We start from the raw sequence: 21,774 nt of genomic DNA, 5'->3' as shown, positions 1-21,774 counted from the left end.
CGCTTCACCTGCCCTGTCAAGCACTTTTTATGCGCTGCCCGGAAAAATTATGACTTTTCGGCCAACGGGACGCACAAGCTGCCATTTTACCCCTTCCGTCATCGCCTGCGCGTGAAACGAGCAGACTGAAGTGGTATTCCCCTTATGCTTCGATCAGCTTGCCCAGCGCAAAGGAGTAGATGCCCTTATAGGTCACCTTTTTAGGCGCAAAGCGCTTTTCGATGGCAATGGCGTAAAGGTTCAGCTGGGCGCGGTAGGCGCGCAGGAAATCGCTCTCGGCTTTGCGGCGGTCGGTCTTGTAGTCCAGCAGTTCCAGATGATCCGGGTACACCAGCACAAGGTCGGCGATGCCCTGCACCAGCACCTGCGCGTCTGCGGCAGCAGGCAGCGCTTCGTGCCCCTGCGCCGCCAGTACCGCACCGGCGGGCAGCGCCGTGATGAAGGGCAGTTCCCGCAGCACCTGCCCGGCGGCGCAGATTTTTGCAAAAGCCTCGCTTTCCACAAAGCGGCGGATGCACACCGCGTCCAGCTTTTCCGCGATCTCCGGGGCGGTCAGCTGCACCGCCACCTGACGATCCCGCTCTGCCGGGATGGCTTCGTCCAGCGTGCCCGCAGCCTTGGCCGCAGCCAGCCGGGCAAAGTCTGCGTGCTCCAGAAAAGCGTGCAGAGCCGTGCCCATCTCGGCGGCGGTCAGACCGTCCTTGGAAAGGAAGCCCGGGCGCTCCAGCGTGGTCTGTTCGGCCTTGTGCACGATGCTGGTCACGCTGACCTTGGCGGGCACCTGTGCAAGCGCTGCCGCCGGGTACTGCCACGCAAAGCCCTGCCGCAGCCTCTCCACCAGTGCCGGGTCGGTCTCCGGTGCTTCGTCCGGCGTGGCTGCATCCGGTTCCTCGGACAGCTGCACGGCATCGTCACACACCTCGATATCCATCACGCTTTCAGTCTGTACAAACAGCAGCTCCCGGTTGCCGGAAAGCTGCCGCAGCACCCCGCCGTCCGGGTGCACCAGCAGCGCCGCCCGCAGCCAGTCGGCAAAGCTGTTGGCCTGCTGGTGCAGCGTAGCCCCCGCCCCGGCAGCCAGAAAAGCCGCTGCCTTGGCAAAGGGCTTTGCAGTCTTACCGCTGCTCAGGGGCACAGTGAGGATGAGCTTATCCTGTGCGCGAGTGAGCGCCACATACAAAAGGCGCATCTGCTCGCTGCGCAGTTCCTTGGCATGGACAGCAGCCAGCGCGGTGTAGGCTGCGGTCTTGTAAGCGCCCTCGCCGTTTTCCGGGCGCAGCCGCAGCCCCGCGCCGAAAGTGCGGTGCACCAGCACCGGCTGACGGATATCCGAAGCGTTGAACTTGCGGGCTGTATCCCCCACGAACACCACCGGGAACTGCAAGCCCTTGGAGCGGTGGATGGTCATAATGGACACGCACCCCGAGTGCACCCCGCTGGGCACGGTGTCCTGTCCGGTGCTGCCTGCCTGTGCGGCGGCATCAATAGCGCGCACCAGCGCCGAGATACCGCCTGTACCGGAAGTAGCACAGAAGGAGGCAAAGCGGCGGGCATCCTCCCGGCGGCGGGCACCGTTTTCCAAAACGCCCAGCGCCGCCAGATAGCCGGTGGAAGCAAAAATTTCTTCCAGCAGCTGCTCTGCCGGAGCGCTGCGCGCCATCTGCCGCAGGGCGGTGAGGTGAGCGTAGAAATCCTTCACCTTCTCGGTAAAGGGATCGTCTGCCGGGTCCTCCAGCGCCAGCAGCAGCGCGCCGTACAGGCTGATGCGGGCGGGCTTTTTGTCCGGCTCGGCCTGCACCTGACGGCTGCGGGCGCGCAGCCGCACAAGGTCGTCCTCGGTAAAGCCGAACATGGGGCCCAGCATGGCGGCGGCCAGATAGATGTCCTGCGAGGGGTCGTCGATGACCTTGAGCAGGGCGATGAGGGGACGGATGTGGGGTGCAAGCATCAGGTTCTCCCGGGCGTCGGCGTATACCGGGATGCCCCGGGCAGTCAGCGCCTCCACATACACCGGGAAATCCGTGCGCGCCGCCAGCAGCACGCAGCAGTCCTCGTACCGCACCGGGCGGGTGGTGCTGCCCTCCCGCACCGGTTCCCCGGCAGAAACCAGCTGCTCGATACGTTCCGCGATCCATCTCGCATCGGTTTCCGTCTCATCGTCCGGCAAAAACTGCACCTCCACGCTGCCCTGATATTCCCCGGGCGCACCGCAGACCAGACGCTGCCCGTTGCCGTAGGCGGTATCGCCCAGCTCCGGGGTCATGAGCTGCTCAAAGAGGTAGTTGATGCCCGCCACCACCTGCGGTGCGGAGCGGAAGTTTGCATCCAGCGCCAGCAGAGCGTCCGTGCCCGGGGTGCCCTCCGGCGGGCGGGGACGGGCTTTTGCGCCCGGCAGCAGCGGCCAGCTGTCCAGCTTTTGCCGGAAGATACCCGGCTCTGCCTGCCGGAAGCGGTAGATGCTCTGCTTTAAGTCGCCCACAAGGAAAAGGTTATCTCCCGCCGGGGCGGCAAGGCAGCGGTAAAGCGCATCCTGCAAGGCGTTCGTGTCCTGATATTCGTCCACCATCACGGCGGCGTAGTCCTGACGGATGTTCTCACACAAGGGGGTGGGCGTGCCCTCCGGGGTGCGCAGCAGCCGCAGGGCAAGGTGCTCAAAATCGCTGAATTCCAGCAGCTTGCGCTCCCGTTTTCTGGCTGTGAACCGGGCATCGAAGTCCCGCACGGCGGCAAACAGCGCCCGCAGCCGGGGCAGGGTGATCTGCCGGTCGGTCTCGGCTTCGGCTTCGGAACAGCAGATGAGCTGGGTCATCTGCTCAAACAGAGCGGCGGCTTCGTCTGAGCGGGTCTTGATCTCCGCCTTGTGGTCGCCGCCCAGACGCTTTTTCATGCCCTTCAGGCCGGGGGCTTCCTCCATGCCCAGCACATAGGGGGTGAGCAGGTCGTATAGCGGGTCCCACTGTCCGGCAGCTGCCAGCTGCTCTGCCTGCGCAAAGAGGGCGGCGGCTTTTTCCAGCCTTGTACCGGCTTCCTCGTATTTTTCTGCCACCGCAAGCTGTGCCTTTGCCCGGGCGGAAGGAGTCTTTTTTTCCTCAGCAGCTGCCTGCTCCTGTGCAAAATCCGCCCGGCAGTCGGCCAGTGCTGCCGTCAGCAGTTCCCGCGCAGCCTTGGCGCAGCGGGCAGCTTCGGCCAGCAGCAGGTCGTGCCAACAGGTGGCGGCAAAGCCGTTCTCCTGCTCGTAAGGGGCAAGAAACTCATCCAGCTTGCGGTCGTAATCCGGCAGTGCCCGCAGAAAATCGTAGATCTGCAAAATGGCATCGCCCGCCGGTTTATCCGTGCGTCCTTTGCCGTACAGGTCTGCAAAGGCGCAGAAATCCGGGTCGCGGTAGGCGTTTTCCAGCGTTTCGGCCAGTGCCGCCCCCCGCAGCAGCTGCACGGTACCGGGGTCTGCCGGGGCAAAATCCGGCGGGATATCCAGCGCCTGAAAGTGCTTGTGCAGCAGGTTCAGGCAAAAAGCATCAATGGTGCAGATGGGCGCGCGCTGCAATAGCATCCGCTGGCGGCGCAGCATGGCATTGCCGGGCTGCAGCTGGCTGCGGTGCAGCAGCGCCTGCCCGATGCGGGCGCGCAGCTCTGCCGCCGCCGCGTTGGTAAAGGTGACGATGAGCAGCCGGTCGGCGTTTACCGGGTGCTCCGGGTCGGTGATCAGCTGCACCGCCCGCTCGGTCAGCACGGCGGTCTTGCCGCTGCCTGCGGCTGCGCTTACCAGCAGCGCACCGCCCCGGTCGGCAATGGCAGCCTGCTGCGCCGGGGTCCATTTGGGTCCGCTCACAGCTGTTCCTCCTTTTCTTCGGGTTCTTCCTCGGGTTCAAAGGGCTTTGCAGGGGCTTCCAGCGCACGCTCGTGCACCCCGGTCTCGTGGCAGCAGATAAAGCTGTAATCGCACCAAGTACAGGGGCTTTTGCTGCTGCTCACCACCAGCGGCTCGGCGTCGATCTGCCCGCCGTAAAGCTGCTCGCCCATCTGGGTGACAAGGTCGTCCAGATGCAGCTGGATACGGCTGAGCTTGGCACTGTCGGCTCGTTTCTCCTTCTGGTAGGGGCTGGGTGCGCCGTTGCGGTAGCCAAAGGGCAGGTACTTGCCTGTTTCGTCCGCGTCCATGGCGTCAAAGATCTTCTGCTCGTCCCGCACAAGGCCGTCCAGCTGGTACTCCACTGCCCGGGCGGCCTGCCCGCGGGGCAGGGTCTGGGGGGCGGGGTCGGCCAGCAGATACAAAACGCCCGCCGGCTGTGCGCCGGTAAAGCGCCCGCCCGCATCCCGGGTCAGGCTGAACAAATACAGCAGCATCTGGCAGTCCAGCCCGCAGTAGACCTCCTTCAAGTCCAGCTTTTTGCTGCCGGTCTTGTAGTCCACCACCCGCACCCAGCGGGTGCCGTCATCCTCGATCCACTCGTCCGCGCGGTCCACCGTACCCACCAGCTGCACCGTGCGCCCATCTGACAGGCGGTACACCTGCCCGGGCACGGCATCCTCACCTCGGCCTATTTTCAGCTCACAGGCCACGGGCTTGAATTGGGACTGGTTCTGCTCGTCCCGCAGATAGCACAACAGGCTGGTCATGCTCTTTTTCAGCCGGGAGAGCAGATAGGCAAAGCGTGCAGTATCCTCCGGCAGATAACGCCGCGCATACTCATCCACCAGCGCGGCGGCAAGGTCCGCCATGGCGGTGTCGTCCAGTTCCAAAAAAGGGCGCAGCCCGGCGCAGGGATTGTCCGCCCCGGGGTGGGGATCCAGTGCCATCTGCAGCACCCAGTGCATCAGGGTGCCGCTCTGGTCAGCCGAAAGCTCCGCACGGCGGCGGGGCTTGAGCCCCAGCACATACTGCAAAAAGTAGCCGTAGCGGCAGGTATAGTATTTTTCCAGCTGGCTGGGCGAGATGTGCAGCCGCCTGCCCAGCAGCATTTCCAGCGTGGGCAGATCCTGCACCTGCCGGGGCGGGTCCTGCTCCATGCGCTGTAACAGTGCCAGCCCCCGGGGTGCCTGTACCCCTTCGCCGGGGCTGCGCAGCGCCTTGGTCAGGCTGGCGCGTTCCAGTTCGGTCATCGGCCAGCCGCCGCCCAGCACGTCCAGACCGTCTGCGGGAGTGGCGGCAAGGTCAATGAGTTCCAGCTGCGGTGCGGCGGGCTGCAACGCCTCCACGATGGGCTCCAGCGCGGCGCACAGGGTCTGCCCCTGTCCTTTCGGCCAGCTCATCCACAGCCCCTTTGCCGGGGCGGTGAGGGCTTTGTAAAAACAGACCTGCTCACGCACCACCCGGTTCTCAAAGCAGTCCGGCAGGTCGATCTGTTTTGCCATCAGCAGATCGCGGTCGGCATGGGTCAGCAGGCCGCTCTCTGCGGGAGTACAGGGAAATTCGCCCTCTGCCAGCCCCAGCACAAATACATAATCCGGTGCATCCAGACGCATTTTGCCGGCACTTGCCAGCACCACCGCGTCCAAGGTCTGCGGGATGTGCCCAAGGTCAGAGGAGCGCAGCAGCAGGCTGAAAAGATCCTCGTACTCCGGCACGGTGATGCCCTGACTGCCCAGCAGCCGCGCCATCTCGTCCAGCAGCTGCATCACCACGTTCCACTCGCGGGCGGCTTCCTCTGCCGCCGGGATGCCCCGGGCAGTGCGGATATCCTCCACCTGCGCAGCCTGCTGTCCCTCTGCGCCCAGCTCCTTCAGGCAGAAATACAGCGCCCGGCTGATCTGCTCGGCGTTGGCGCTGCGCACCTTGCCGCGCAGGGTATCCACCGCCGTCACCAGCTTTTTGCGGGCGTTCTCGGCACGGGTCAGGTTCTGGGTGTCCTCCTCAGTCAGTTCGGCATCGCCGAAGCCCCGGGGGCTTTTGGTAAATTCTGCCCGCCACGCCGCAGCATTGGGCGACCACGTGTAGGCGTAGTTTTCCAGTGCACAGACTTCCGGCTCAGTCAGGTCGCACAGGCCGGTCTTTGCCAGTACGGTCAGCTGCTCGGTCATGTCCGCGCCCCGCAGCAGTGCCAGCAGCGCCCGCACCGCCGTGGCGGGGGCGCTGAACTCCGGGGTGGTGGGCTCGTCGCAGTACAGAGGGATCTCTGCCATGCGGAACTCGTACCGCACCGCAGCCCGGTACAGACTGATATCGCGGCAGACCACCGCGATCTTTCCGCAGCGCACGCCCTGCCGCATCAGGCGGCGGATGGCGGCAGCAGCGCAGCGGGCTTCCTCCTCCCGGCTGGCGGCGGCAAACAGCCGCAGCTCCGGGGCGCTTTCCGGCGGGGTGCAGCTGCCGGTCTCCAGCAGCTCGGTCAAGGCGGCAAGCCCCGGCGCATCCTTATGGCGCAGGTCCCGCCGCAGCAGTTCCGGCGCGGCCACCTGTGCGCCGTTTTTGCGCGCCAGCTGGCGCAGCTGCGCCGCCACCTGCTTTGCACCGGAGAACAGTTCCAAGTCCCCGGGCTGCATGGGTGCGCCGTCCTCACACAGCGCCACCGTCACGGCGGGCAGCGCGGCCAGCATGGCACCCATCAGCCGCTTTTTGGGCGCGTTGAAGGTGTCGAACTCGTCAATGAACACCTCGCGCTCGCGCAAAAAGTCCGGCAGTTCATCCCGGGCAAGCGCAGCTTCCAGACGGTCGGCAGCCAGCTCCAGACGGTCGGCGGGATCCATGCCGGTGCCCGCCAGCAGGCTTTCGTAGCCCTGAAAAATGAGTGCCAGTTCGCCCAGCTTTGCGCTCTCGGAGCCGCAGTCCCGGGCAAGCTCCTGCAATTGCTGCCCGGAAAGCCCGGCACTTTTCAGCTCGTCGATGGTCTCGGCAGCCATCTGGCAAAAGGCCGCGCTGCGCCGGTGGCGGTAGTAGTAGTGCACGTTATCCTGCAATTCCTCCAGCGCACGGCGCACCAGCACCGCCCGCCCGGCATCGGTCAGGGTCTGCACCGCCGCGCCGCCAAGAGCCGCAAGGATATGCTCGGCCAGACTGGTAAAGGAATAGCTTTCCACCATGCCGGAAAGGGCATCTCCAAGCTCCCGGTAGATGCGCGCTTCGGTGCTGGAAGTAAACTGCTCCGGCACCAGCAGGATGCTGCGCTTTCCCGCCTCGGCGCGGGCACGGATGCGGGCATACAGCAGGGTGGTCTTGCCGCTGCCGGAAGCGCCCAGAACCAGTTTCAGCATTTCGGTTTCCTCCCGCTCGTTGATTTTTGCCTTTATTGTAACACGAAACCGGTGATAAAACCACAGCTTTTCTTTGCAATCCCCTGCCAGCTGTGGTACACTGAAAAAAACAGCCTGCACACCGGAAAGGGACTTTATATGAAGATTTTAGCCGTTGACTACGGGGACAGCCGCACCGGCCTTGCCACCTGCGACCGCACCGAATTTCTTACCACCGCCATCACGCCCCAGATCACTTTAAAAGCCCGCAATAAGGTAGCCGCCCGGGTATGCGAGGTGGCCAAGGAGATCGAAGCCGAGATGATTTTGATCGGTCTGCCGCTGAATATGGACGGTACCGAGGGCGAACGCGCCGCCAAGAGCCGCAAGCTGGCAAAGACCGTAGAGCTTTGGAGCGGCCTGCCGGTGCGGATGTGGGACGAGCGCCAGACCACCTGCGCCGCCGCCGACCTTCTGGACGAAAGCGGCACCTACGGCAGCCGCCGCAAGGAGATTCTGGATTCGGTCAGTGCCACAGTGATTTTAGAGGACTACCTTGCATGGCGCAAGGAGCACCCCGGGGAGATATAAAAATGATGCCTGTGCTCACGCACAGGCATCATTTTTTGACTTTACTATTTATCCCTGATAGGTCTCGATGCTCACGCTGTTGATGGTGATATCGGCGGTGGGCTTCTGGTTTTCGTCCACGGCGGTCTGGGCGATGGTGTCCACGATGTCCATGCCCTCGTACACCTGCCCGAACACGGTATCGGTGTAGTCCAGATAAGGCGCACCGCCCGCCGTCTGGTAAGCGGATACCACCTCGGCGCGGTAACCGGCAGCATTCATCTGATCCACCAGTTCCTGCGTTATCGACTGCTCTCCCGGCAGCGATTCCACCACGTAGAACACGCTGGCGCACTCGCCGGAGGCGTCCACGCCCATGCACAGCGCCCCGGCGTAGTGGTGCAGGCTGTCCGATGTCTCCACCGGGTAGCGGCTGCCCTTCCAGATGGTAGAGCCCTTGCCGTCTGCGCCCTGCCCGGCTTCCACCACGAACTGATTCTCCACCCGGCTTACGGTAAGGCCGTTGTAGTAGCCCTGCTGCACAAGGCCGATAAAGTTATCGCAGGCCTGCGGAGCCTTTTCCGGGAAGAGCACCGCCCGGAAAACACCCGCCGAGGTATCGAACACCGCAACCGTGTCCCCTGCTGCCGGGTGGGTGAACTGCAGCTCGGCGGATTCCACCGCCGGGCGGCTGATGCTCTGGACTTTGCTGCCGTTTTCCTGCGGCCGCAGCGTGCAGCCGGTAAGCAGCAGCACCGCCGCAAAACAGACTGCCCCGAATTTTTTCAACATATTCCCGCTCCCTGTTCCATATACTGTACTGCACGCTGCACGGTGCAGCGCAAAAGATTCAACCAGTAGTATACCATATTCTGCGCGGCAGTGCGAGAGGAAAATGCGTGAAAATTTATCCAATGATTTCTGTGCGAAAAAGCATCTTGACGAACTGCACAAAACACGCTACACTATAAGCAGACCAAGCGGGGTGCAGCCCGCAGCATCAACTGCTTTTTGTGATAAAGCAATACAGGAGCGTATTATGTCTGACGAGATCAAGAACCCTAATACTGAGGAAGAATATCAGCCCGACCTGATGACCCTTGAGGACGAGGACGGCAACGAGGTCACCTTTGAGGTGATCGACGCGCTGGACCACAAGGGTGTGCATTATCTGGCTGTTGTGGAATACGCCGAAAACGAAGAAGACCTGAACGAGGACGCCCAGCTGGTGATCCTGAGTGTCGGGGAGGACGATGAAGGCGAATATCTGGACGTTGTAGAGGATGACGAGGTGCTGATGGAAGTCAGCAAGCTGTTCGAGCAGCGTCTGAGCGAGGACTACGATATCGAGTAAGTCCTTTGACGGATTGACCCGTGCAAGACTTCCTGCCCGGCTCGATTTGTTGCGGTTTGTATGATCCTACTAATCATTCAACGGGAGCCCGGAGTTCTCCGGTGGATTGCAGACCTCCCCGCCATGGGTCGACCATGGAGGCTCGATGAGGAAGCGTGATTCCGGAGACAGGGCACCCACCTGTCCGTAAGGGTAGGTTTGATTGACCGCAGACGACCGGGCGGGATCTTTATAGTAATCCAATCCACCGCTTGTGCCCCTGCAAACACAGGGCACGGCTGTGGATTTTTTTATCACCACTTGAAAGGATGTGCAATTGCGGCATGAGTTCTGAGCATCTGGTTGGTACTTCCATTCCCCGGTTCACCTTTGACACCCCCACCACCCCGGGCAACGATTTTTACGCCCTGTGTGCGGGCACCGAGCCCCTGTGCATGATCTTTCTGCCCGGGTTCGACCACCCGGTCACCCGGGAATACCTGACCCGCTACTTAAAGACCCTGCCGCGGCTGCGGGGTGTGCGGCTGGCGTGTGTGGTGCGCTCAGCGCCCCGCGCGGTGGCCGAGGCTACACAGGGGAAGGAGTTTCCCTTTCCCATCATCTGCGATGCGCCGGGTGTGCTGTACAGCTATCTGGGGGTGGAGCAGGCGCGCGGGCTTTTGAGCTGGAGCTTTTCTGCCCAGCGCATCTACAAAAGTGCCCGGGATGCTGGCTATCATTACGACCGCAATGCCCCGCAGATCCTGCCCATGACCCTGATCGTAGGGCACGAGGGAAAAATTTTATTCACCCACTCCGGCCGCAGCCAGACCGACCTGCCGGAGGACTGCGTTGCCATCCGGGAGCTCGCTCGCGAGGTGGTGCACACCAAGGCCGCCGACCAGCGCCGCACAAGCCATCACTGCTCGGACGAAACGCTGACCCTGCCCGACCTTATCGGCTGGGATGATGTGGATAACGACAAGTAATCCACGCAGAAAACGTTTTTTATTTTCAGGTCTGGAAAATCCAAGGATTTTCCAGACCTGCTTTTTTACCGGAAGCGCTGCAATGCGCAAACGGCTGCCGCACGCAAAAGTGCAGCAGCCGTTTTTGTTATTCTTCCGGTTCCTCGCTGAACAGATTCGGAATGCAGCCAAGAGCAGCCAAGCCCACCAGCGCAAACACGATGCGGGACCACACCGAGGTGCTGCCGCCCAGCAGCCAGCCCACAAGGTCGAACTGGAACAAGCCCACAAGCCCCCAGTTCACACCGCCCACGATGAGCAGCAGCAGGCAGATTTTGTAAAAGGTCTGCACTAAAAAGACCTCCTTCCTTTGGGGTCAGTATGCCCTGCGGGAAGGAGGTTTATGCTTTTTAGCGGATCACCCGGGCACCGCCGCGGTCGGGCTGCGCCACATACACCTGCGGCCACTGCCGCTTTGCCGCCGCTGCGGCGGCTCTGGCGGCAGCTTCGTCCCGGAACACGCCGAACACTGCCGCGCCGCTGCCGGTCATCAGCGCGGTGACAGCGCCGTGCGCCCGGAGCAGAGCCTTGATTGCTTCGTTATCCTTTGCGCCGCTGCACTCTTCCAGCGCATTGCCGGCGGCAGCACATACGGCGTCCAGATCTCCGGCGCGGATGGCTGCTTCCTGCGCTTCACAGTCCGGGTGGGTGCTGCTGCCCACGGTATCGTAGGCGGCAAAGGCCTCCGGGGTGGACACGCCGTAGTCCGGCATCACCACCGTGAACCAGCAGTCCGGCACGGGCGGCAGCGCCTTGATCACATCGCCCACACCCTGCACCCGGCAGGTGCCGCCCATCAGGGCAAAGGGCACGTCCGCACCAATGCCCGCGCCCAGCGCACACAGCTCGCTCATGGAAAGCTTTGCGCCGTACAAGGCGTTCAGTCCCACCAGCACGGCGGCGGCGTCCGCGCTGCCGCCGGCCATACCAGCCCGCACCGGGGTGTTTTTGTGGATGATGATATCCACCCCCGCCAGCAGCCCGGTGTAGTGAAAAAACGCCAGCGCTGCCTTGATGGCGGTGTTTTTATCGTTGGGCTGCACAGGGCTGCCCGGCAGCTGCAGGCTGAGCCCGGCGCTGCGGCGCAGCACCACACGCTCGTATAGAGTGATGGTCTGCATAGTCATATCCAGCGCATGGTAGCCGTTTGGCAGCAGCCCTACCACGTCCAGTGCCAGATTGAGCTTGGCCGGGGCCAGCACCGTCACTGCATTTCTCCGCTCTCGCCGTTCCATCTGTGTTCCTCCTCAGTTGCCGTGGTAAATGTTGTTTTCCACCAGAAATTCCCGGATGCGCTTCAGCGCTTCGGTCAGGTGCTCCACGCTGTACGCGTAGGAAACGCGGCAGTAGCCCTCACCGGAAGCGCCAAAGGCATCGCCGGGGATGATGGCAACGTGCTTTTGCTCCAAAAGCTTTGTGCAGAACTCCTGACTGCTCATGCCAGTGCTCTTGATGCAGGGGAAGGCGTAGAATGCACCCCGGGGCTCAAAGCAGGTCAAGCCCATGTCGTTGAAACTGCGCACCACCAAGCGGCGGCGCATATTGTACTCGTCCCGCATCCGGTCGATCTCGCCGTCACACTCCTTCAGGGCGGTGATGGCGGCGTACTGGCTGGTGGTGGGAGCGCTCATGATGGCGCTCTGGTGGATCTTGGTCATGATTTTAATGACCGCCTCCGGGCCGCAGGCGTAGCCCAGCCGCCAGCCGGTCATGGCGTAGCTCTTGGAAAAGCCGTTCACCACGATGGTGCGCTCTGCCATGCCGGGCAGGGTGGCAATGGAAACGTGCGGCCGCAGGCCGTAGTTCAGCTCGGCGTAGATCTCGTCGGACAGCACCATGATATCGGTGCCGCGCAGCACCTCGGCCACCGCTTCCAGATCTTCCCGCTCCATCACCGCACCGGTGGGGTTGTTGGGGAAGGGCATGATGACCAGCTTGGTCTTGGGGGTGATGGCAGCCTTCAGCGCATCGGCACGCAGACGGAACTCGTCCTCCTGACGGCAGGCAACGTGCACCGGCACGCCGCCGGACAGGGTGGTAATGGGCTCGTAGCACACAAAGCAGGGCTCCGGGATGATCACCTCGTCCCCGGGCTTGACCAGCGTGCGGATGCACATATCAATGGCTTCGCTGCCGCCTACGGTCACTAAGATCTGCCGCATGGGGTCGTAGCGCAGACCCATGCGCCGCTCCAGATACCGGCTGATCTCGGCGCGCAGCTCCTTTAAGCCGGCGTTGGAGGTATAGCGGGTGCGGCCGTGCTCAAGGCTGTCGATGCCGGCTTCGCGCACAGCCCATGGGGTCTTGAAGTCCGGCTCGCCCACGCCAAGGCTGATGCACTCGGGCATTTCGGCAGCCAGATCGAAAAATTTGCGGATGCCGGAGGGGCGCATGGCCTTGGCGGCAGGCGCGATCAGTTTATCATAATCCATCACAGCACCGTGCACTCTCTTTCATCAATTTCTTCATCCTGATACAGCCGCCCCTCTTTTTTGTAGGTGCGCAGCACAAAATGGGTGGCGGTGGACAGCACATCGTCCAGCGGCGAGAGCCGCTTTGCCACAAACAGGGCGATCTCCTGGAAGGTCTGACCCTTGATCACCAGCTGCAGGTCGTACCCGCCGCTCATCAGCAGCACGCTCTCCACCTCGTCAAAGGCGGCAATGGTGGCAGCGATCTCGTCAAAGCCGCGGCTCTTTTTGGGGCTGACGTTCAGCTCGATGACCGCCTCCACGCGGTTCACCTTGGCCTTTTCCCAGTCCACAAGGGTCTTGTAGCCCTTGATGATGCCCTGTGCCCGGGCAAGGTCCATCATCGCCGCCACCTCGGCGGGGGATTTGTTCAGCATGGTGGCAATGTCCTCCACGGGCAGCCGGGCGTTGTTTTCCAGAATCTTCAAAAGCTGTTCCATTGTCATATACTCCTTATCAACCCTCTACACGGAAATCCACGGGAAATTATGTATAAGTATAGCACAAGCCCCGGCAGATTGCACTTGATTTTTATATAGAATGTCTTTTACCCCTGTATTCTGCTCTTTTTTACAAAAAGTGTGTTCAAAATTTGCTAAATCTGCTATACTGGAAGGGTAAGCGTGTGCCGGGTCTTTGGCGGCACCAATCACTATAAGGAAAACGAGGGTGGAAACCATGAAAGCTTTCATTACCGTCATTGGACACGATACCGTGGGCGTTGTCGCAAAGGTGGCCGGTCTGTGCACCGAGTTGAACATCAATATCGAGGATGTGACCCAGAGCATCCTGCAGGGGATGTTTGCCATGATCATGCTGGTGGACCTTTCCAACTGCAATGTTGACCACGACCAGCTGCACAAGCGCACCGATGCGCTTGCCGCCGAGATGGGGATGCAGATCAACGTGACCCGTCAGGAAGTTTTTGACGCCATGCACACCATCTGAGCCGGAAAGGAGCCCGCAACCGCTATGAGTATGTTTAACACCGGGGATATCCTGGAGACCATCGAGATGTTCACGCAGGACAATCTGGACGTGCGCACCGTGACCATGGGCATCAGCCTGCTGGACTGCATCGACCCGGACCCCAAAAAGGCCTGCGAGAACATCTACAACAAGATCACCACCAAGGCTGCGAATCTTGTCTCCACCGTGGAGCACATCAGCGCCGAGTACGGTATTCCCATTATCAACAAGCGCATCAGCGTCACCCCTATTGCCATGCTGCTGGGTGCCTGCCCGGAGGCAGACCCCGTGGACTTTGCAAAAACGCTGGACGCCGCCGGCAAAAAGGTGGGCGTCAACTTTGTGGGCGGTTACAGCGCACTGGTGCACAAGGGCTTTTCTGCCGGTGACCGCCGCCTGATCGAGTCCATCCCACGCGCACTGGCCGAGACCGACATCGTGTGCAGCTCGGTGAACATCGGCGCCACCAAGGCCGGTCTGAACATGGACGCCATCAAGCTGATGGGCGAAGCCGTGAAGAAGGCCAGCGAGCTGACCGCCGACCGTCAGTGCATCGGCGCTGCCAAGCTGGTGGTGTTCTGCAACGCACCGGAGGATAACCCCTTCATGGCCGGTGCTTTCCACGGCCCCGGCGAGCCGGACTGCGAGATCCATGTGGGCGTTTCCGGCCCGGGTGCTGTGCGTGCCGCGCTGGCACGCCTGCCCAAGGATGCCCCCATCGACGAGGTGGCAGAACTGGTCAAGCGCACCGCCTTCAAGATCACCCGCGTAGGTCAGCTGGTGGCAAACCTTGCCTCCAAGGCACTGGGCGTGCCCGCCGGTATCATCGACCTTTCGCTGGCTCCCACTCCGGCCATCGGCGACAGCGTGGCCAACATTCTGGAGGAGATGGGTCTGGAGACTTGCGGCTGCTGCGGCACCACCGCCTGCCTTGCCCTGCTGAACGATGCCGTGAAGAAGGGCGGCGTGATGGCCTCCAACCACGTTGGCGGCCTGTCCGGTGCCTTTATCCCGGTCAGCGAGGATGCCGGTATGATCCACGCTGCCGAGATCGGCTGCCTGACCATTGAAAAGCTGGAAGCCATGACCGCCGTCTGCTCTGTGGGCATCGATATGGTCATCATCCCCGGCGACACCACCCCTGCCGTCATCAGTGCTCTGATCGCGGACGAAGCCGCAATCGGCATGGTGAACAGCAAGACCACCGCCGTGCGCGTGATCCCCGCCATCGGCCGCAAGGCCGGTGAGGTGCTGGACTTCGGCGGTCTGCTGGGCTACGGTCCCATCATGCCGGTGAACAGCCACGACCCCTCGGTGTTCATCAACCGCGGCGGCCGCCTGCCCGCTCCCATGCAGTCGTTGAAGAACTGATACGAACCCTCTCAGTCATTGCCCAGCAATGACTGAGAGGGTTTATTTTTCTGTATAATTCCGCCGCAGCAGACCCATCCTCTGGTTATCATTTCCAGAAGAAGGGTCTGTTTTTTATGGTTCGCTGGTTTTCAAAACCGCTTTCTGTCCGGCAGATGCGGCTGCTGTGCGCCAGCTTGCTGGCGGGCTTTGTGCTGTGCGGCGCTTTGCAGGGGCTGTACTGGGGGCGCACCCAGCTGGATGCCGGGGCAGCGCTGTGCGCCGACACCCTGCGGCTGCACATCCGGGCAGCCAGCGATGCCGTGGCTGACCAGAGCGCCAAGCTCCGGGTGCGGGACGCGGTGCTTTCCGTGATGCAGCAGTGCCCGGCGCAAAGTGCACCGGAGGCGCGGGCGTGGGTTGCAGGGCAGCTTTTGCAGTTTCAGCTGGCGGCGCAGCGGGCGCTGGCCGCGCAGGGCATCCGCGCCCCGGTGCGGGTGTATCTCGTGAATATGTACTTTCCCGCCCGGCGCTACCCCACCGGTCAGCTGCCTGCCGGGCGGTACGATGCGGTGCGCATCGACATCGGCAGCGGCGGCGGGCGCAACTGGTGGTGTGTGCTGTACCCGGGGCTGTGCAGCTTTGCGCAGGGCGGCTACGCCCTGCCTGCGGAAAACGATCTTGTCTGCGGGCAGTACATTCTGCGGTTCCGGCTGGTGGACTGGGCGCACCGGCTGACCGCCCGGCGGCAGACGGTGCTGCTGGCGGGGTGACGCCGCATCCCGCCGGAGCATAGCATGGAGGGAAAGGAGGGATCCCTCTATGGCGATTCCCGGTTATTATTCCCTGCTCCAGCGCGGCTCCTCCGGGCCGGACGTGGCACTTGTACAGACGTGGCTCAACGGCGTACGCGATGAGTGCACATGGTACGATGCGCTGAAGGCGGACGGTAAATTCGGCGTCGGCACCCAGCGTGCCGTGCAGGAGTTCCAGTTGAAGAACAAGATGAACATGGACGGCAAAGTGGGGCAGAACACATGGAACGTGCTCTACACCCGCTACACCGCAAAGCACGGGCTGAAGGTTCCATATCCCGGCATCGTGCTGCACACCGGCGCTTCCGGCGGTACGGTGCGTCTGGTGCAGCAAAAGCTCAACTCTCTGGGCGAGCGGCTGAAGGATGACGGAAAATACGGTGCAGCCACCGCTGCCGCCGTGCAGCGGTTCCAGCGGCGCAACGGTCTGACGGCAGACGGCAGCGTGGGCTACGCCACTTGGGAAAAGATGTTCTGATTGCTTGGCAAGGTCAGCGTCCTCGCCCTCTCAGTCATCGCTACGCGATGCCAGCTCCCCCAAAGTGGGAGCCCTTGGCAATCCACGCAAAGTTCATCTCTTTGCCAAGGCCTCTCCCTTTGGGAGAGGTGGATGCGAACGCAGTGAGCAGACGGAGAGGGCGAGCCCGCTAAAGGCAAGAGCACCTGCATTGTTTCCAGACATTGCAGGTGCTTTTTCTGTTTTGCGCCGTTGCGCCCGCAGCGGCGGCTGCGTTATAATAGGGCAAAGCGTTTTTTGAAAGGCGGTGTTCCTGTTTGCGTTTTCTGCATTTGTCCGACCTGCATCTGGGCAAGCGGGTGTGCGAGTTTTCCATGCTGGAAGATCAGCGGTATATTCTGGAACAAATTCTAGCCCTGCTAGATGAGACCCCTGTGGACGGCGTGCTGCTGGCAGGCGACCTTTACGACAAGCCCGTTCCCCCTGCCGAAGCGGTGCGGCTGCTGGACTGGTTTTTAACCCAGCTGGCAGCGCGGAAGCTGCCGGTGTTCGCCATCAGCGGCAACCACGATTCTGCCGACCGGGTGGCCTTTGGCTCTGCCCTGCTGGCCGACAGCCGGGTCTACGTCAGCCCGGTGTTCACCGGTGCGCCGCAGCCCATCCCCCTGCAGGATGCCCACGGCACGGTGGATGTGTACTTACTGCCCTTTTTGAAGCCCGCCATGGTGCGGCACGTCTGGCCGGACGAGCCTATTGAAAGCTACAATGATGCCCTTGCCTGTGTGCTGCGGCACTGCACCCCGGACCCCGGCCACCGCAGCGTGCTGGTGGCGCACCAGTTCGTGGCGGGTGCTGCCGCCTGCGAGAGCGAGGAGCCCTCGGTGGGCGGGGTGGACAGCGTGGACGCCGCCCTGTTTGATGCCTTTGACTATGTGGCGCTGGGGCATCTGCACAGCCCGCAGAAGGTGGGGCGGGAGGCCTTGCGCTACTGCGGCACGCCGCTGAAATATTCCTTCTCGGAGGCGGGGCAGCACAAAAGCGCCACCTTTGTGGAGCTGGGCGTAAAGAGCGAGGTGCACATCACCACCGCGCCCCTGACCCCCCGGCACGACCTGCGCGGGCTGCGGGGCAGCTACATGGAACTGACCGACCGCAGCCGCTACGAGGGCACCGCCGTGGACGATTACCTGCACATCACCCTGACCGACGAGCAGGATGTGCCGGATGCGCTGGCGCGGCTGCGGGTCATCTACCCCAACCTGATGCAGCTGGACTACGATAACCAGCGCACCCGCCAGCAGCAGGAGATCAGCGCCCCGGAGCGCACCGAGAGCATTTCCCCGCTGGAGCATCTGGCAGCCTTCTACCAGCTGCAGAATAACCAGCCCCTGACCGCCGAGCAGACGGCGTTCTGCCAAGCGCTGATCGAGGAGATCTGGAAGGAGGGCGACACTGTATGAGACCGCTGCGACTGACCCTTTCGGCCTTTGGCCCCTATGCCGCCCAGACTACCCTTGACCTTGAAAAGCTGGGCAAAGGCGGGCTGTACCTCATTACCGGCGACACCGGTGCGGGCAAGACCACCCTTTTTGACGCCATCACCTATGCGCTGTACGATCATTCCAGCAGCGGCATCCGGGAGGGCTCCATGCTGCGCTGCAAGTACGCGGATGACAAAACCCCCACCTTTGTGGAGCTGGAATTTGAGGTGCACGGCGTGCGCTACATGGTGCGCCGCAACCCGGAGTACCAGCGCCCCAAGGCCCGGGGCGAGGGCATGACCACCGAAAAGGCGGATGCCACCCTGACCTACCCGGACGACCGCCCGCCGGTGACCAAGGCAAAGGACGTGACCGCCGCCGTGCAGGAGATCATTGGGCTGGACTACAACCAGTTTTCCCAGATCGTGCTCATCGCGCAGGGGCAGTTCACAAAGCTGCTCAACGCTTCTACGGAGGAGCGCAGCCGCATCTTCCGCAAGCTGTTCCGCACCCAGCGCTATGCCCAACTGCAGGAGCGTTTGCAGGCAGAAGCCGCCGCGCTGAACCAGCAGCGCACCGCCCAGAACGCCAAGCTGGACAGCCTGCTGGGCGGGCTGCAATTTGCTCCAGACGACCCGGATGCCGAAGCGCTGCGCGTCCTGTGCGCCCAGACCGTGCCGGAAACGGCGCTTACTTTACTGGACGCCCTGACCGCACGGCAGGCGGCAGCGCTGGAAGAAGCCGGCACCGCCCTGCAAACCACCGAAGCACAGCTGGACACGGTGCAGCGGCAGCTGGGTGCAGCCGCACAGGCACAGCGGCTGGCGCAGCAGCTGACCGCCCGGCAGGCAGAGCTTGCCGCCGCAAGGCCCGCACTGGACGCCGCCCGCGCCGAAGCCGACCGCCACGCCGGGGACGCTGCGCAGCTGGATGCCCTCACCGCGCAGGTGACGCAGGCGCAGAGCGCCCTTGCGGCCTATGACGCGCTGGACGCCCTCTGCCGCCAGCAGACCGAAGCGCGGGACGCCGCCCGGCTGGCGGCAGCACAGGCGCACAAGCGGCGCACCCAGCTGGACAGCCTGAACGCTGCCCTTGCCGCCGCTGAGACTGAACTTTCCGCACTGGCAGACGCGGACACCCGGCTGCTGGCGCTGCAAACCCGCAGCACCCAGCTGGCACAGCGCGGCGAAGCGCTGGCAAAGCTGGAACAGCGCCTTGCGGAATGCCAGCATCAGGCCAAACGCGCCCACAAGGCGCAGGAGAGCTACCGCGCCGCTGCCGCCGCACAGGATGAAGCCCGCACCCGGCAGAATACGCTGGAACGGGCATTCTTGGACGCACAGGCCGGACTGCTGGCCGAGAGCCTGACCGAGGGCGCACCCTGCCCGGTGTGCGGCAGTACCCATCACCCTGCCCGCGCCCTGCTGCCCCATACCGCGCCCACGCAGGCGCAGGTGGAAGCTGCACGGCAGGCTGCTGCCGCGGCTGACCGGCAGGCACAGACTGCCAGCGCTGCCGCCCAGAGCGCCCTTGCCGCTGCCAACGAAGCAAAAATCTCTCTCCGGCGGGACGCCGAGACCCTGCTGCCGGAGCGCTTTACCGCCCCGGAGGGCACGGTGCCCCTCACCTTTGCCCTGATGACCAACGTTCTGGCCGAGGAAACCGCCGCTTTGCAGACGGCACAGGCCGACTGCGCCACACAGTGCCGACAGGCCGAAGCTGACTGCCGCCGCAAGGCGCAGCTGGAAGCTGACCGGCAAAACAAGACCCGCCAGCGCCCGGCGCTGGAACAGGCCGCTGCCGAAGCTGACCGCAGCGCCGCCGCCCAGAATGCCAGCGCAGACGCATTGGAAGGGCAGATCGCAGAGCGGCGCGCCGCCCTGCCCTACCCCCGGCGCGCGGACGCGCAGGCGGCACTGGACAAGCTGGAAGCCGACCGCAGTGCCCTGCGCACCGGCATGGACACGGCACAGCGCCGCCTGAAGCAGGCCGAGCAGGCCGTTGCCGCCGCCGAGGCCGCTGTGGAGGCACTGACCGCACAGCAAACCGCCGCCCAAAAGGAGCTGCCCGCCCGCAGCGCCGAGGAACTTACCGCACAGCAGACCGCGCTGACCGCCGCGCGGGAGACTTTGCGCAGCCGGGAAAAGCAGCTTTCGGCACAATTGCTGCCCAACCGCAAAACGGCGGCGCAGTACCGCGCTGCCGCCGAAGCGCGGCAGACGCTGGAAAGCCGGTGGCAGTGGGTCAGCGCGCTGGCTGCCACAGCGGGCGGCACTTTGACCAGCAAGCAAAAGATCAAACTGGAAGCCTACATCCAGATGAACTATCTGGACCGCATTCTGCGCTACGCCAACACCCGGCTGATGCAGATGACCGCCGGGCAGTACGAGCTGGAGCGCATCGGTGCAGAGAACCAGCGCAGCCAGTCCGGGCTGGACCTTGGCGTTATCGACCACTACAACGGCACCCGCCGCAGCGTAAAGACCCTTTCCGGCGGCGAGAGCTTCAAGGCTTCGCTGGCGCTGGCGCTTGGCCTTTCGGACGAGGTACAGAGCAGCGCCGGGGGCATCCGGCTGGATACTTTGTTCCTGGACGAGGGCTTCGGCTCGCTGGACGAGGAATCGCTGGAGCTTGCCATCCGGGTGCTTTCCGGCCTGACCGAGGGCGACCGGCTGGTGGGCATCATCTCCCATGTGGGGGCGCTGAAGGACCGCATCGACCGGCAGGTGGTGGTGCACAAAGCCCGCACCGGCGGCTCCACCGTAGAGCTGCGGGTGTAAAACGCTTCTGGCGGGGCACACTAGGGGCGGAGGTGATTTTGATGAACTCTCTGGAGCCCTTCATCCGACACGAACTGGAAAACCAGCCCGGCACCGCTGCCGCCCCGCAGGCAAACAGCACCCGCAATGCCCCGCCGCTGGGCAGTATGCCCCTGCAGCCCCCGGCTGCGCCGGACGCACCCGGCACCCAGCTGCCCCCGCCGGAACTGCCGCAGCCGGAAAAGCCCGGCGTCCCCATGACAGACGGCACCCCCGTGGCCTGCCGCCAGAAAAACGCCGCCGCCTTTCTGGCCGGGGACGTGCAGACCAGCGTGATGGCGCACTACGCGCCCGGGCTGTTCAGTACAAAGCAAAAGCTGCACAGCCGTCACCCTGCCCCGGACGAGAACACCGCCGCCGTTTTGGAGCTGGTGGAATGGCGCGAGGATGCCCCTTACGGTTGAGCGTAACAAAAATTTTTTAAAATATTTCAGTTTACCTGTTGAAATCTCGCCGCACTTCCCTTATTATGGTAGCATACAAACATAAAGGCAGGTTTTGCAATATGGCAGAGATCAAATACGAAGTTGTCCAGCGTGTAGCCGTGCTGAGCCAGCGCCCCCGCAGCTGGGAGCGTCAGCTGAACCTTATCAGCTGGAACGACGGCGAGCCCAAGTACGACATCCGCGACTGGTCCCCGGACGGCACCCGCATGGGCAAGGGTATCTCCCTGAGCCACGACGAGCTGGCCATCCTCAAGGGCATTCTGGAGGATATGGAGCTGTGAGCGGGGGCGACCGCGCAGAGTTTCTGGACATCTGGCAGCAGCACGTCACCCGTCCGGGCAGCGAAAAGCTGCTGGACTGGCTGGACAAAAAGACGGATTTTTTCACCGCACCGGCATCCACCCGTTTTCACGGGGCCTGTGAGGGCGGGCTGTGTATGCACAGCCTGAACGTCTACCATGCGCTGCACGACAGCTTTTTTACCGAGGGTGAAAGCGAGGAGAGCTACGCCATCTGTGCCCTGCTGCACGATCTGTGCAAGGCCAACTACTACAAGCTGGGCACCCGCAACGTGAAGAATGAAGCCACCGGACAGTGGGAGAAAGCGCCTTTTTACAGTGTGGACGACCTTTTCCCCTACGGTCACGGCGAAAAGAGCGTGTTCCTCATCGAGCGGTTCATGAAGCTGAAGGTGGAAGAAGCAGTTGCCATCCGCTGGCACATGGGCGGCTTTGATGATGCTGCCCGGGGCGGCTGCTTTGCCATCTCGGAAGCCTACGACAAGTACCCGCTGGCGGTCAAGCTGCACATCGCAGACCTGCAGGCTACCTACCTGATGGAGCATCGCACCAGTAATATGCGCTAGAGA

General features: G+C 63.0%; 19 protein-coding genes and 1 other RNA gene. 13 read left to right on the top strand and 7 right to left on the bottom strand.

The window, feature by feature from the left end; all coding sequences use genetic code 11:
- Window positions 1–142: 142 nt before the first annotated feature.
- Together C4N24_RS04370 and C4N24_RS04365 are read right to left on the bottom strand one after the other, a co-directional pair.
- Window positions 143–3,829 (bottom strand): UvrD-helicase domain-containing protein, encoded by a 3,687-nt coding sequence (locus C4N24_RS04370; RefSeq protein ID WP_112090460.1) that lies wholly within the window; start codon window positions 3,827–3,829, stop codon window positions 143–145.
- On the bottom strand, window positions 3,826–7,188 hold the full coding sequence (locus C4N24_RS04365; protein ID WP_112090459.1) for a PD-(D/E)XK nuclease family protein: 3,363 nt from the start codon (window positions 7,186–7,188) through the stop codon (window positions 3,826–3,828). Before C4N24_RS04365 ends, C4N24_RS04370 begins: the two co-directional genes overlap by 4 nt.
- Before the next feature lie 138 nt (window positions 7,189–7,326).
- Between C4N24_RS04365 and ruvX the strand changes: the two genes are divergently transcribed.
- Window positions 7,327–7,758: a Holliday junction resolvase RuvX gene (ruvX, locus tag C4N24_RS04360; RefSeq protein WP_015536729.1), complete on the top strand. Its 432-nt coding sequence runs from the start codon at window positions 7,327–7,329 to the stop codon at window positions 7,756–7,758.
- 48 nt (window positions 7,759–7,806) lie between these two features.
- Here the strand turns inward: ruvX and C4N24_RS04355 are convergent, their stop codons facing one another.
- Window positions 7,807–8,529 carry a peptidylprolyl isomerase gene (locus C4N24_RS04355; protein ID WP_112090458.1) on the bottom strand — a complete coding sequence of 241 codons (723 nt, stop codon included), beginning with the start codon at window positions 8,527–8,529 and terminating at the stop codon, window positions 7,807–7,809.
- Between the two features lie 247 nt (window positions 8,530–8,776).
- On the opposite strand from C4N24_RS04355, the gene C4N24_RS04350 reads away from it, so the two are divergent.
- From C4N24_RS04350 to C4N24_RS04340, 3 genes are all read left to right on the top strand, one after another.
- Window positions 8,777–9,091 (top strand): DUF1292 domain-containing protein, encoded by a 315-nt coding sequence (locus C4N24_RS04350; RefSeq protein ID WP_005928201.1) that lies wholly within the window; start codon window positions 8,777–8,779, stop codon window positions 9,089–9,091.
- Window positions 9,092–9,117: 26 nt separating this feature from the next.
- Window positions 9,118–9,322, top strand: a non-coding RNA gene (gene ssrS / locus C4N24_RS04345) — 6S RNA.
- A 92-nt stretch (window positions 9,323–9,414) separates the two neighbouring features.
- A complete protein-coding gene (locus C4N24_RS04340) occupies window positions 9,415–10,059 on the top strand; it encodes an AhpC/TSA family protein (RefSeq protein WP_112090457.1) in 645 nt (214 codons plus the stop codon).
- 127 nt (window positions 10,060–10,186) lie between these two features.
- On the opposite strand, the gene C4N24_RS04335 is transcribed toward C4N24_RS04340, so the two are convergent.
- From C4N24_RS04335 to C4N24_RS04320, 4 genes are read right to left on the bottom strand one after another with little or no spacing between them, the layout of a single operon-like run.
- Entirely contained in the window at window positions 10,187–10,390 is a 204-nt protein-coding gene (locus tag C4N24_RS04335; protein ID WP_112090456.1) for a DUF378 domain-containing protein, read from the bottom strand.
- Window positions 10,391–10,448: 58 nt separating this feature from the next.
- On the bottom strand, window positions 10,449–11,333 hold the full coding sequence (gene ispE / locus C4N24_RS04330; RefSeq protein ID WP_112090455.1) for a 4-(cytidine 5'-diphospho)-2-C-methyl-D-erythritol kinase: 885 nt from the start codon (window positions 11,331–11,333) through the stop codon (window positions 10,449–10,451).
- A gap of 12 nt (window positions 11,334–11,345) precedes the next feature.
- Window positions 11,346–12,530, bottom strand: coding sequence for a pyridoxal phosphate-dependent aminotransferase (locus C4N24_RS04325; protein ID WP_097784963.1), 1,185 nt, complete (start codon window positions 12,528–12,530; stop codon window positions 11,346–11,348).
- A complete protein-coding gene (locus C4N24_RS04320; protein ID WP_015536725.1) occupies window positions 12,530–13,009 on the bottom strand; it encodes an Lrp/AsnC family transcriptional regulator in 480 nt (159 codons plus the stop codon). The genes C4N24_RS04325 and C4N24_RS04320 overlap by 1 nt, the downstream gene beginning before the upstream one ends.
- 238 nt (window positions 13,010–13,247) lie before the next feature.
- Between C4N24_RS04320 and C4N24_RS04310 the strand changes: the two genes are divergently transcribed.
- The 9 genes from C4N24_RS04310 to C4N24_RS04270 all read left to right on the top strand — a co-directional run bounded on the left by C4N24_RS04310 (window position 13,248) and on the right by C4N24_RS04270 (window position 21,771).
- Window positions 13,248–13,517, top strand: coding sequence for an ACT domain-containing protein (locus C4N24_RS04310; RefSeq protein WP_005928182.1), 270 nt, complete (start codon window positions 13,248–13,250; stop codon window positions 13,515–13,517).
- Between the two features lie 30 nt (window positions 13,518–13,547).
- A complete protein-coding gene (locus C4N24_RS04305) occupies window positions 13,548–14,909 on the top strand; it encodes a PFL family protein (protein WP_044960914.1) in 1,362 nt (453 codons plus the stop codon).
- Between the two features lie 116 nt (window positions 14,910–15,025).
- Complete coding sequence (locus C4N24_RS04300; protein ID WP_112090453.1) at window positions 15,026–15,661, top strand: stage II sporulation protein R; 636 nt, start codon at window positions 15,026–15,028, stop codon at window positions 15,659–15,661.
- 49 nt (window positions 15,662–15,710) lie between these two features.
- Window positions 15,711–16,181, top strand: coding sequence for a peptidoglycan-binding domain-containing protein (locus tag C4N24_RS04295; protein ID WP_112090452.1), 471 nt, complete (start codon window positions 15,711–15,713; stop codon window positions 16,179–16,181).
- A gap of 296 nt (window positions 16,182–16,477) precedes the next feature.
- The gene (locus C4N24_RS04290; protein WP_112090451.1) at window positions 16,478–17,620 is read left to right on the top strand and encodes an exonuclease SbcCD subunit D; all 1,143 of its coding nucleotides are present in this window, start codon (window positions 16,478–16,480) and stop codon (window positions 17,618–17,620) included.
- Complete coding sequence (locus C4N24_RS04285; protein WP_112090450.1) at window positions 17,617–20,421, top strand: AAA family ATPase; 2,805 nt, start codon at window positions 17,617–17,619, stop codon at window positions 20,419–20,421. The genes C4N24_RS04290 and C4N24_RS04285 overlap by 4 nt, the downstream gene beginning before the upstream one ends.
- A 41-nt stretch (window positions 20,422–20,462) precedes the next feature.
- Window positions 20,463–20,864, top strand: a complete 402-nt coding sequence (locus tag C4N24_RS04280; protein WP_112090449.1) for a hypothetical protein — start codon at window positions 20,463–20,465, stop codon at window positions 20,862–20,864.
- Between the two features lie 101 nt (window positions 20,865–20,965).
- Window positions 20,966–21,187 carry a YdbC family protein gene (locus C4N24_RS04275; protein ID WP_112090448.1) on the top strand — a complete coding sequence of 74 codons (222 nt, stop codon included), beginning with the start codon at window positions 20,966–20,968 and terminating at the stop codon, window positions 21,185–21,187.
- Window positions 21,184–21,771, top strand: a complete 588-nt coding sequence (locus C4N24_RS04270) for a hydrolase (RefSeq protein WP_112090447.1) — start codon at window positions 21,184–21,186, stop codon at window positions 21,769–21,771. Before C4N24_RS04275 ends, C4N24_RS04270 begins: the two co-directional genes overlap by 4 nt.
- Window positions 21,772–21,774: the final 3 nt, after the last annotated feature.

Origin of the sequence: Faecalibacterium prausnitzii (assembly GCF_003287405.1) — a bacterium.
Lineage (GTDB): Bacteria > Bacillota > Clostridia > Oscillospirales > Ruminococcaceae > Faecalibacterium > Faecalibacterium intestinale.
The sequence above is the reverse complement of the archived record's forward strand: the minus strand, read 5'-3'. Positions and strand labels throughout refer to the sequence as shown.

What these genes read in the sequence shown, in the direction of transcription:
- C4N24_RS04365 (WP_112090459.1), bottom strand. Translation starts at nt 7,188, where the DNA reads ATGCTGAAACTGGTTCTGGGCGCTTCCGGCAGCGGCAAGACCACCCTG.
- ruvX (WP_015536729.1), top strand. Translation starts at nt 7,327, where the DNA reads ATGAAGATTTTAGCCGTTGACTACGGGGACAGCCGCACCGGCCTTGCC.
- C4N24_RS04355 (WP_112090458.1), bottom strand. Translation starts at nt 8,529, where the DNA reads ATGTTGAAAAAATTCGGGGCAGTCTGTTTTGCGGCGGTGCTGCTGCTT.
- C4N24_RS04350 (WP_005928201.1), top strand. Translation starts at nt 8,777, where the DNA reads ATGTCTGACGAGATCAAGAACCCTAATACTGAGGAAGAATATCAGCCC.
- C4N24_RS04340 (WP_112090457.1), top strand. Translation starts at nt 9,415, where the DNA reads ATGAGTTCTGAGCATCTGGTTGGTACTTCCATTCCCCGGTTCACCTTT.
- ispE (WP_112090455.1), bottom strand. Translation starts at nt 11,333, where the DNA reads ATGGAACGGCGAGAGCGGAGAAATGCAGTGACGGTGCTGGCCCCGGCC.
- C4N24_RS04325 (WP_097784963.1), bottom strand. Translation starts at nt 12,530, where the DNA reads ATGGATTATGATAAACTGATCGCGCCTGCCGCCAAGGCCATGCGCCCC.
- C4N24_RS04320 (WP_015536725.1), bottom strand. Translation starts at nt 13,009, where the DNA reads ATGGAACAGCTTTTGAAGATTCTGGAAAACAACGCCCGGCTGCCCGTG.
- C4N24_RS04310 (WP_005928182.1), top strand. Translation starts at nt 13,248, where the DNA reads ATGAAAGCTTTCATTACCGTCATTGGACACGATACCGTGGGCGTTGTC.
- C4N24_RS04305 (WP_044960914.1), top strand. Translation starts at nt 13,548, where the DNA reads ATGTTTAACACCGGGGATATCCTGGAGACCATCGAGATGTTCACGCAG.
- C4N24_RS04300 (WP_112090453.1), top strand. Translation starts at nt 15,026, where the DNA reads ATGGTTCGCTGGTTTTCAAAACCGCTTTCTGTCCGGCAGATGCGGCTG.
- C4N24_RS04295 (WP_112090452.1), top strand. Translation starts at nt 15,711, where the DNA reads ATGGCGATTCCCGGTTATTATTCCCTGCTCCAGCGCGGCTCCTCCGGG.
- C4N24_RS04285 (WP_112090450.1), top strand. Translation starts at nt 17,617, where the DNA reads ATGAGACCGCTGCGACTGACCCTTTCGGCCTTTGGCCCCTATGCCGCC.
- C4N24_RS04280 (WP_112090449.1), top strand. Translation starts at nt 20,463, where the DNA reads ATGAACTCTCTGGAGCCCTTCATCCGACACGAACTGGAAAACCAGCCC.
- C4N24_RS04275 (WP_112090448.1), top strand. Translation starts at nt 20,966, where the DNA reads ATGGCAGAGATCAAATACGAAGTTGTCCAGCGTGTAGCCGTGCTGAGC.